The sequence below is a fragment of the Ruegeria sp. HKCCA6707 genome, assembly GCF_013033515.1.
Lineage (GTDB): Bacteria > Pseudomonadota > Alphaproteobacteria > Rhodobacterales > Rhodobacteraceae > Ruegeria.
The window spans coordinates 389,312-399,344 of sequence record NZ_WQEG01000005.1 but is presented as its reverse complement, the minus strand read 5'-3'; the positions used below and the strand labels follow the sequence as shown (position 1 = coordinate 399,344).

Here is a 10,033-nt window from a genome sequence, read left to right as displayed (position 1 = left end):
CCCACCAGTCCCCGAAACTCTAGTCCGAGATGGCCCATAACACGGGGGCTAGACAAGTATTGAATCGTGCAAAGCACTGCTGCGAATAGAAAGTTAGGTATGAACTTGATCATGAATTCTCCTTGTGGGCTTACCAAAAATGCCTTCTTCCACATTGTATTTTAGCCCGGATACTGAACTTCGCACCGTCCCCTTATGGATTTATCGCAGACTTTTAAGACACCATTCATCAACTTTGATTTGCGGATAGCGCCTGATTAATTGAATTTTTTGCGTTCGTACCGTGCTTCCATCATGATGGCTGAAAGATGTGGATTCTCCGGTCCTTTAGTGACTAGATGGGAAACCTGTCTCAAGCTCTACTCAGACAACAAAGCGCCGCTCAGGTCAAAATGCTTCGGGAACATTGCCCGCAGAAAACGAAAAACAATTCTCATCGCTTCGTCGCGGTCAAATGAATCCGGGTGGAGTAGGTAATCGGTCCACATGCCTTCCAGCATTGCGAGTGTGCCGTGTGTAGCGTCCCTAGCAACTTGATTAGGGTGTTCGGCTCCGGCTTCTTTCGCAATTCGAGCGAAAGCGTTGAAAACCAGATTACGAAGCTTGGCGTCGCGGGTATCTGAAAACGCAGCGATTGCTGCTCTATTTCGGGCCTCGCCTCGAAACGCGTACCAAATGGAAACGTTTTTCTTATTGAGAATAGTTTCACTCAAGTCGCCCCGAACAATCATCTCAATATGTTCCTGTCCGGTTTGCCCGGTCGTTTCCAACAAGTCATAAATTCCATTGTAGTATTGTTCGGATGAGTAGCGGGCGGCTTCGTCAACCAAGTTGTCCTTGCCGCCGAAATGAAGGTGAATCATGCCACGGGACAGCTCGGCCCGTTGAATGATTTCGCTGACTGAGGTCTCGGAAATCCCTTTCTCTGCGACCGAGTCGAGTACTGCCTCAATCAGGGAAAGGCGGTTTCGCTCGCGTATTTCTTGTCGTCTTCCAGTCATTGGTTCAGGCGGCTCTGTTTGTTTTCAGTCTCTTGCGGTGCCTTCTAGCGGCTAGTGTGAAATTGGCCATCCCCGGTTTCGAAATTATCAGTTGACACAACTAGTCTAATAATTCCAGATTTAAATGGACGATTGTCCATTTTGTGATCGACATGGTCGCGCCACCAAAAAAGCAAAGTTCAGCAGGGAAGAATGGCCAGAGTACTACGAAGTGAAACGGGCAAGGGCCTCGCACTGAGCGCACCTGCGACGCTCTACGTCGGTCTGCTCGTCGCCGTGCCGCTTTGCATTCTCGTCGCTTACAGTTTTTGGACCCAGACCTATGTTGAGATCGACCGGACCTTGACTTGGGCAAACTACCAAGAGGCGTTTACAGACCCATTGGTTCGACACCTAATGATCCGTTCGGTCGCAATTGCAGGCGCGGTGACATTGGCAACGGTTTGTCTTGCCTATCCGATTGCATACTTCATCGCGTTTCGGACACAGAAGAAGACCCTCTGGCTGTTGCTGATCACTATTCCCTTTTGGAGCAGCTACCTTCTGCGCGTGTTCAGTTGGAAACTAATTCTTGGCTTCAATGGGGTGTTGAATTCTGCGCTGATTTCACTTGGTTTGATACAAGAGCCGCTGACATTCTTGCTCTACAACGAATTCGCTGTTGTCCTTACGCTTGCCCACGCCTGGGCACCGTTTGCTATCCTGCCGATCTATGTATCGCTGCAAAAGATCGACCGCAGCGTATTGGAGGCTGCAACCGACCTTGGCTGCAACAAGCTTGAAAGGTTCGTTCGCGTGACACTGCCTCTGACGGTGCCGGGGGTCATTGCGGCCTGCCTGATCATTTTCATCCCAACGGTGGGCGATTACGTCACTCCGGCCTTAGTCGGTGGATCCCAGGGCAAAATGGTGGCGAACTTGATCCAAGTGCAGTTTGGTGCCGCCAATAACTGGCCGTTGGGTGCAACCCTGTCTCTTCTTGCCATGCTTTCGGTCGGCTGCGTTGCAATCCTGTTCGTGGTGGTCGTCACCGCATTGGGCCGGAGGATCAGATGACCAAGGCATTTCGTTTCTCATGGTTGCTGGTTTATGCGATTGCCTATCTGGTGTTTCTCTACCTGCCGGTTTTGCTATTGCCACTGTTTTCGTTCAACGACGGAACTATCGTAGCCTTCCCACTAAAGGGATTCACGTTGAAGTGGTACGCACAGTTGGGGCAGCAGGACACGCTGCTACAGGCTATGGTGAACTCGTTGATCGTCGGCAGCGTGACTGCCCTGATGGCAACATCTCTGGGTCTCTTCGCAGCTCGCGCCTACGTTCGGTATCGTTTCACGGGGCGTGAGTTGTCTGAGGGACTGGTCATGCTTCCACTGGTCATTCCCGGCATCATCGTGGCCAGTTCGATGCTGGTTCTGTTCATCAGCATCGGCTTGAAACCATCGCTGGCCACCGTGATCCTTGGGCATGTGTTCGTGGCGTTGCCATTTTCCGTGTCGATCATGAAATCTGCGTTTGACGATTTCGACCAGTCCTTGGAGGAGGCTGCATTCGATCTTGGTGAAAGCGTCGTGGGAACGTTTCGGCGTGTTACCCTCCCAATCGTAGCGCCGGGTATTGTCGCCAGCCTTTTGGTAACGTTTACGGTGTCGTTTGACGAGTTCGTCCTGGCCTTTTTCTTATCCGGGAACAGCCCGACATTGCCGGTCTATATCTGGAGCCAGATCCGCTTCCCGGCAAAATTGCCCAACACGTTGGCCCTAGGATCGCTGCTTTTGCTGTCCTCGGTGCTGCTGTTGTTGATCGCCGAATATTTCCGCCGCCGTTCCATCCAATCGTCAGATTGAAGCCAAAGGAAACGAATAAGATGAGCGAACAGAACATCATCGAAATTCAGGGCGTCGAAAAACGCTTTGGTTCCTTTGTGGCTGTGTCCGATCTGAACCTGACCTTGAAAGAGGGTGAGTTCTTTTCGCTGCTTGGCCCTTCGGGATGCGGCAAGACGACGGCTTTGCGCATCATCGCGGGTTTTCAAGATCACGAAGAAGGCGAGATCCGGATCGATGGTCGAACGATGGGAGAGGTGCCTGCCAACAAGCGTCCCACCAATATGGTGTTCCAAAGTTATGCGATCTTTCCGCACCTGAATGTCGGCGACAATGTTGGCTTCGGATTACGCAAGACCAAGTTTTCGCGGAAGGAAATTAAAGAACGCGTTGCCGAGGCGCTTGAGATGGTTGAACTGGGCGGCCTGCAGGACCGTAAGGCCAACGAGTTGTCGGGAGGTCAGCGGCAACGAGTAGCGCTCGCCCGCGCGCTCGTCATGCGACCCAAGGTTTTACTGCTAGATGAGCCTTTATCTGCGTTGGACAAAAATCTGCGCGAAGCGATGCAATTGGAAATGCGCCGTCTTCAGCAGAAGCTTGGAATAACTTTTGTAATGGTCACGCATGACCAATACGAGGCGATGACCATGTCCGACCGTATAGGCGTCATGTTTGCGGGGCAGCTCAAGCAGGTGGATAAGCCAGAGGTCCTGTATTCCCAACCGTGTAACCGGGAAGTGGCTTCTTTCATCGGTGGAATGAACTTTCTGGATGCCGAAGTGACTGCAGAGAATGCTGAAACGCTTGAAGTCAACGTTAAGGGCTTAGGGAAGATGGAAATCGGGGTGAACCCCAACGTCCAGGTGCATGACAAGGAACTTCTTGTCGGCGTTCGTCCTGAGCAATTGGAAATCAGTGCGGAAAAGCCGGATGGGTACGATGCTCTTGTTCAGGGCGAGGTTTCGGACGTCGCCTTTTATGGAGAGAGTGTCCACTATTATGTGCGCGTCGATGGTCTGAAAGACAGTATCGCCGTCGCAGTACCAAACTACTTTCACACGGTCGATCACACGCGCGGCGATACCGTCTGGCTTGGCGTTCAAAGCGCCTCGGTGATTGACTTGGGTAAACGTGAATCTTTGGGAGGAGACAAATGAGTAAAACAGCATCACTTATGGCAGCAGTAGTTGCCACCTTTGCCGCCAGCCAAACTCTGGCGAACGCCGCTGATCTGACCGTTTTTGACTGGTCCGGATATGAGGATCAGGGTTTCTACGGCGACTATGTCGAAAAGTACGGCGGTGCGCCTAGCTACACCTATTTTGGCAGCGTGGAAGAAGCGTTCACAAAGCTTCAGTCCGGTTTTGAAGCTGATTTGGCCCATCCCTGCACGGATGCCCTGAGAAAGTGGGTAGCGGCAGACATGATCAAGCCGATTGACACCAGCAAGCTGGAAAACTGGGACAAGCTGATGCCCAAGATCAAAGAGGTCGATGGCATCACCATTGATGGGCAGACCTACATGGTTCCGTTCGAATGGGGCAATACTGGTCTTATCTATCGAACCGATATGATTTCGGCAGATGATGTTTCGCTGCAATTGCTTGCCGATCCTGCATATCAGGGCAAAGTCGCCATTCCGGACGCCGCTTCCAGTGCCTTTGCAATGGCGGCATTGGCAACTGGCGCCTCCAGCTATACCGATATGAGTGACGAGGAATTCCAAAAAGCGGCGGACTACCTGCGCGCGATTCATCCGAACGTGCGCTTTTATTGGTCTGACGCCGGCCAACTGGATCAGGCAATTGCCAGCGGTGAGGTCACGCTGGGTTGGGGATGGAACCAATCGGAACTGAACCTGATCTGGAACGAAACGCCAGCGGTCATGATGCGTGATGTAGACAAAGGTATCGCGACTTGGGTCTGCGGCTATGTGCATCTGAAATCTGCCAAGCAGTCGGATGAGCAAGTCTATGACATGCTGAACGCGCTCAGCTCTGCGGCAAGCGGTAAATACATTATTGAAAGCTGGGGTTACGCCCACGCCAACGAAGACGCTTTTGCACAGGCAGACCCAGAGCTGATCGAAACCTACGGGTTTTCGGATGTGGACAGCTTCTTTGAAGGCAGCCTGTTCTTTGACGCTGTTAACCCCGAGCTGGAGGCCAAGATGTTGAAGGAATTCGAGCGCATCAAAGCTGGCTTCTAAGGGCACTCTTACAACACAGCCGGGAATGGTGGGGACGTAGAAGTCCTTCCATTCCCACGAACCAAATTCCAATTTACTTGGAGGAAGCGCGGCAATGTCAGGCGCTGACGAATATTCTGTTCTCTTCGAACCGGTCAAGATCGGGCCAGTAACGGCTCGAAACCGGTTCTACCAAGTGCCCCACTGCAATGGTTTGGGTCATTTGCGACCTCAGGCCGAAGCTGCTTTGCGGGCGATGAAAGCCGAGGGCGGTTGGGCGGTGGTGTCCACTCAGGAGGCCGAGATTCATCCGACTTCGGATTTGTCTCCTTATTCTGAAAACCGAATTTGGGACGATCAGGATATTCCTGCACTGCGTCTGATAACCAACTCAATTCATGAGAAGGGCTCGCTCGCGGCAATCCAATTGGCGCATAACGGGCACCATGCCCAAAACCACCTGACCCGAGCGCCTCTGCTGGCCCCGTCAGAACTTGTCTTGCAGACTCCATACCCGAAACAGGCAAGGGCAATGGACAAGGCTGACATTCGAGAATTTCGCAAGTGGCATCGCGCGGCGGCTCGTCGCTCGCGCGAAGCCGGGTTCGACATTGTGTATGTCTATGCGGGGCATCACATGACATTGCCTCATCATTTTCTGCTGCCACAGTTCAATGATCGGACGGATGAATATGGAGGTTCGTTGGAGAACCGGGTGCGACTGACTCGCGAGCTTCTGGAAGAAACCAAGGAAGAGGTTGGAGATGATTGCGCCATTGCACTTCGGTTTGCGGTTGATGAAATGCTCGGGTCAGAGGGTATGCAAGCGCAGGAAGAAGGCCGTGCAGTAGTCGAATTGCTAGCCCAGCTTCCAGACCTTTGGGATGTTAATGTGGCGGATTGGAGCAACGACTCTGCGACGACTCGGTTCGAGCCCCGCGACGGCTTTCAGACCTCATATATCGAGTTCGTGAAACAGGTGACTTCTAAGCCTGTTGTGGGCGTCGGGCGTCTTACGTCGCCGGACTTGATGGCGTCACTGGTCAGGAAGGGCATCCTTGATTTTATCGGCGCGGCGCGACCATCCATCGCCGATCCGTTTCTGCCCAACAAAATTAGGGAAGATCGCATCGAAGAAATACGTGAATGTATCGGTTGCAATATCTGTGTTTCATCCGACTCTCTAGGCGTCCCAATACGCTGCACCCAAAACCCGACTATGGGTGAAGAGTGGCGGAGGAAATGGCACCCTGAGATCATTGAGCGCCGGGTAAACGAGGAAGCCGCGCTTGTTGTCGGCAGCGGACCAGCCGGACTTGAATGCGCCATGCAATTGGCGCGGCGGGGCTACGAGGTAACTCTGGCGGAAGCAAAGCAAGAGTTCGGCGGCCGTGTGATGCAGGAAGCTGCCCTGACCGGGCTATCCGCTTGGAAGCGCGTGACAGATCACAGAATCTACGACCTGCAACAACGCGGGAACGTTCAACTGTTCACCGACAGCCGTTTGTCAGCCAGTGAGGTCATCGAGTTGGGTATACCGAACGTCTTTGTTGCAACCGGCGCAAAATGGCGGCGAGACGGGCGCGGGAAATCTGCATTTCACGGTGCACCAATCGGTTTAGGTTCTCAGATTTTCACTCCGGAAGACATTGTGGCCGGAGTCATGCCGCAGGACGGCCCGATTGTGGTCTACGATGATGATCAAGCCTATCTCGGTGGAGTCTTGGCTGATCATTTGGCTCAGGTCGGGCGAGAGGTTGTCTTTGTAACGCCGGCCTCAATAGTTTCGCCGTTTACCGAATTGACGTTGGAGCAGACTAAAGTGCAACGCAGTCTGTTGGAAAAAGGCGTTCGTCTGAACCTGTCCCAGACCTTGGCCGGTGTCGCGCCCGGCCAGGCGACATTGCAGTGCGTCTACACGGGGCGAGAGAACTCCATTGAATGCAGCTCCGTGGTACTGGTGACGCAGCGAATGCGAGAAACCACTCTTTACGACGAGCTTTGCGGTTTGACAGCAAGTCCGCTGAAAACGTTGGAATTAATCGGAGATGCCGCAAACCCCGGCTTGATCGCGGATGCTGTATATTCGGGTCACATGGCTGCCCGGAATTTCGAACGTAACGCGGACGACATCGACCGTGAGTTCTTCCGCCGGGAAGTCATTTCCCTTGAATCTGCATGAGGTGCGCAATGCCAAAAGATGACCTGCAAGTAATGCGCGATTTAATGGACGCGCAACAGGAAGGGTTCGCCCTGCCTCGTCACTTCTATACGTCTCAAGCAGTATACGAGAACGATATCGGCGCGTTCTGGAACCGTAACTGGATCTGGGTCGGCCATGTTAGTCAGGTCGCAGAACCGGGGGACTATTTCCTGTTCGACTATGGGCCCGAGTCCATCATCATCGTTCGGGATCGCGAAGGTGAGGTGCGCGCGCATCTGAACGTTTGCCGCCACCGGGGATCGCGGGTTTGCATTGAACGGAAAGGCAAGGCACGCAATTTCATCTGCCCCTATCATGCGTGGACTTTTGATCTGAACGGCAAGCTACGAAACGGGCGTTCAATGGGGTCGAATTTCGACCCGGGCCAATACGGATTGTTCCCGGTTCAGGTGAAGATATTCCAAGGTCTGATTTTTGTCTGCGCAGCTGAAGACGCCCCGCCGCTAGATGCTGCGTTGGTGCAGTTGGCCCCACTGTCAAAACCGTTCGAATTTGAAAACCTGAAGGTCGCTCATGAAGCCTCATACCCGGTTCCAGCAAATTGGAAACTGGCGTTGGAGAATTACCTGGAATGCTACCACTGCGCGCCGTCTCATCAGGACTATTCGCGCAGCCATTCGTTGAAAGACCCCGCTCAGGTTCTGGAGTTCAGCGGCGCACTTCATCAGCGGATGAAAGAAGCCGGAGTGCCCGTTGAGGAGCTGGACCTGACCGGAGATAACGCGCTCGCCCCGGGTGCAGATGTCTATTGGCGCCGCTACCCGCTGTTTCCCGGCTATTTGACCGGTAGTAAGGATGGCGCTTCGCTGGCGCCGCCTTTGGGTGAACTGAAAGGTCACGATGGCGGTGCCACCGATCTGGGGATCGGGACACTGAACTACTTCCTTGTTTATGCAGATCACGTGGTTGGCTACCGGTTCGTCCCACGCGCGCTGCAGGAAACGGATATTCAGATCGTCTGGTATGTGCGCGGCGACGCAGAAGAGGGTCGTGACTACCATAAGGACGCGTTGATATGGCTCTGGCATGTCACGTCTCTCGATGATGAGCGGATCATCCGTCACAACCAAGAGGGCGTGAACTCCCACCGCTTCGTGCCGGGACCGCTGTCCGAGATGGAATGGAGTATTCCGGGTTTCTATCGAAATTACTTCAGCATGATCTGACACGCTCAGAATTCGGAGAAATACTATGACAGAATTAACGAAGCGCAGATCAAGACGGCGCGGGGGTGGGCGCGAAGCACGTGCAGCCGTGCGAACCAGCAACGTCGCTTCGCAAGCAATCTGGCCGGGCATTTCGGGGGGGCGCTACAAGCCCCTTTCAGATGCTGACATGTCAAATATTCACGAGGCCGCCCTTAGCATTCTGGAGCGTACGGGCGTCGGTGATCCAACGCAGGAAGTTCTTGATCTCGTGCTGCCTAAAGGGGCGACGGTGAACGAGCATGGTAGACTGTGCTTCCCTCGCGCGTTGATGGAAGATCTTTTGGCTAAGGCGGCCAGTGAGTTCTATGTCCATGCACGCGGATCGCGGGCCGGTAAGGATGACATGCACTGCACCAAAGACAAGGTGTACTATGCGAACTCCGGCACCGCTGTGACAACGTTTAATGCGGAAACTCGCAGTTACCGGCCGTCGACACTCAAAGACATTTACGACTTTACCCGATTGGTTGACCGGCTCGACAACATCCACATGACCGGTGATACAGTTCTGGCAACGGATGTGCCGCAGGACTACGAGCACGACATGAGCATGCTCTACGCCATTCTGGCGGGTAGCGAAAAACCATCTTGTCTGACGTTCCGCACCCGAGAGCACATTCAGGACGCAATCCATCTTTTCGATCTGGCATCAGGCGGCGAGGGTAAATTCCTCGAGAAACCCTCGGTCATTTTTGGCGGTTGTCCCATAGTATCCCCGCTCCGGTTTGGGCGGGAAAACTTGGAGATCCTGATTGATACAGCGAAGATGGGGCTTGTCTGCGATTTGGCTGTTCCGCCACAAGCTGGGGCGACGTCGCCTGCGCCTCTGGCCGGGACTTTGGCGCAAGCCGTAGCCGAGACCCTATCTTGCGTCGCAATTGCCAATCTGATTAACCCGGGCACCCCCGTCGTCTTTGCAGCTTGGCCGTTTATTACTGATCTGCGAACTGGTTCATTCACGGGTGGCAGTGGTGAGCAGGCGTTGATATCCGCGGCAGCTATCCAAATGGGCAATTTCTACAACCTCCCGACCAGCGTCGGTTGCGGCATGACGGATTCCAAGATCCCTGACGCACAATACGGTCTGGAAAAGGCGTTAACTTTCGCATTGGCGGCCCATGCCGGGGCCAACAGGCTCTGCGAATTTGGCGGTATGCTTGGCAGCCTGATGGGTTGCAGCTTTGAGTCCATGGTCATCGACAACGAGGCAGCGGGCATGATCTCACGAACCCTGCGTGGTATCGAGGTGAGCGACGACACACTGTCGGTCGACGTCATCCACGAATGTGCAATTGATCCCGGTCATTTCCTCGGCAACACGCAGACCTTGCAATACATGGAGACTGAGTATGTCTATCCAACCCTGATGGATCGGGAGCTAACCGATACTTGGGAAAAAGCCGGTCGTCAGGATATGTTTGAACGGAGCCGGTCAGTCGTGAACGATATTCTGTCCAATCACTATCCAAACTATTTTGGCAGCAAGGCGGATGCGGAGGTTCGGTCCAAGTTCCCGATCAAATTGCCACCAGAGGTGATGCGGGCAGGGTAAACGCAGCGCACTTAAGCGAAGGTATCGCAACCAT

The 10,033-nt window shown here is 53.8% G+C and carries 8 protein-coding genes; 7 read left to right on the top strand and 1 reads right to left on the bottom strand.

The annotated features are described in order from the left end of the window. Positions 1 to 359: 359 nt before the first annotated feature. Positions 360 to 1,001 (bottom strand): TetR family transcriptional regulator C-terminal domain-containing protein, encoded by a 642-nt coding sequence (locus GOW40_RS14825; protein WP_171136464.1) that lies wholly within the window; start codon positions 999 to 1,001, stop codon positions 360 to 362. Positions 1,002 to 1,193: 192 nt separating this feature from the next. On the opposite strand from GOW40_RS14825, the gene GOW40_RS14820 reads away from it, so the two are divergent. The 7 genes from GOW40_RS14820 to GOW40_RS14790 all read left to right on the top strand — a co-directional run bounded on the left by GOW40_RS14820 (position 1,194) and on the right by GOW40_RS14790 (position 9,999). Next, a complete protein-coding gene (locus GOW40_RS14820; RefSeq protein WP_171131204.1) occupies positions 1,194 to 2,057 on the top strand; it encodes an ABC transporter permease in 864 nt (287 codons plus the stop codon). After that, a complete protein-coding gene (locus tag GOW40_RS14815; protein ID WP_170642952.1) occupies positions 2,054 to 2,848 on the top strand; it encodes an ABC transporter permease in 795 nt (264 codons plus the stop codon). Before GOW40_RS14820 ends, GOW40_RS14815 begins: the two co-directional genes overlap by 4 nt. A gap of 20 nt (positions 2,849 to 2,868) precedes the next feature. Beyond that, on the top strand, positions 2,869 to 3,984 hold the full coding sequence (locus GOW40_RS14810; RefSeq protein WP_171136465.1) for an ABC transporter ATP-binding protein: 1,116 nt from the start codon (positions 2,869 to 2,871) through the stop codon (positions 3,982 to 3,984). Then, positions 3,981 to 5,036, top strand: a complete 1,056-nt coding sequence (locus GOW40_RS14805; RefSeq protein WP_171131200.1) for a PotD/PotF family extracellular solute-binding protein — start codon at positions 3,981 to 3,983, stop codon at positions 5,034 to 5,036. The genes GOW40_RS14810 and GOW40_RS14805 overlap by 4 nt, the downstream gene beginning before the upstream one ends. A gap of 94 nt (positions 5,037 to 5,130) precedes the next feature. Further along, positions 5,131 to 7,197, top strand: coding sequence for an FAD-dependent oxidoreductase (locus tag GOW40_RS14800; protein ID WP_171131198.1), 2,067 nt, complete (start codon positions 5,131 to 5,133; stop codon positions 7,195 to 7,197). 8 nt (positions 7,198 to 7,205) lie between these two features. Then, entirely contained in the window at positions 7,206 to 8,405 is a 1,200-nt protein-coding gene (locus GOW40_RS14795; RefSeq protein ID WP_171131196.1) for an aromatic ring-hydroxylating dioxygenase subunit alpha, read from the top strand. A gap of 25 nt (positions 8,406 to 8,430) precedes the next feature. Continuing rightward, positions 8,431 to 9,999 carry a trimethylamine methyltransferase family protein gene (locus GOW40_RS14790; protein ID WP_171231071.1) on the top strand — a complete coding sequence of 523 codons (1,569 nt, stop codon included), beginning with the start codon at positions 8,431 to 8,433 and terminating at the stop codon, positions 9,997 to 9,999. The last annotated feature ends 34 nt before the right edge of the window (positions 10,000 to 10,033 follow it).

Coding starts and splice junctions, on each gene's coding strand:
- GOW40_RS14825 (WP_171136464.1), bottom strand. CDS start 1,001: ATGACTGGAAGACGACAAGAAATACGCGAGCGAAACCGCCTTTCCCTG.
- GOW40_RS14820 (WP_171131204.1), top strand. CDS start 1,194: ATGGCCAGAGTACTACGAAGTGAAACGGGCAAGGGCCTCGCACTGAGC.
- GOW40_RS14815 (WP_170642952.1), top strand. CDS start 2,054: ATGACCAAGGCATTTCGTTTCTCATGGTTGCTGGTTTATGCGATTGCC.
- GOW40_RS14810 (WP_171136465.1), top strand. CDS start 2,869: ATGAGCGAACAGAACATCATCGAAATTCAGGGCGTCGAAAAACGCTTT.
- GOW40_RS14805 (WP_171131200.1), top strand. CDS start 3,981: ATGAGTAAAACAGCATCACTTATGGCAGCAGTAGTTGCCACCTTTGCC.
- GOW40_RS14800 (WP_171131198.1), top strand. CDS start 5,131: ATGTCAGGCGCTGACGAATATTCTGTTCTCTTCGAACCGGTCAAGATC.
- GOW40_RS14795 (WP_171131196.1), top strand. CDS start 7,206: ATGCCAAAAGATGACCTGCAAGTAATGCGCGATTTAATGGACGCGCAA.
- GOW40_RS14790 (WP_171231071.1), top strand. CDS start 8,431: ATGACAGAATTAACGAAGCGCAGATCAAGACGGCGCGGGGGTGGGCGC.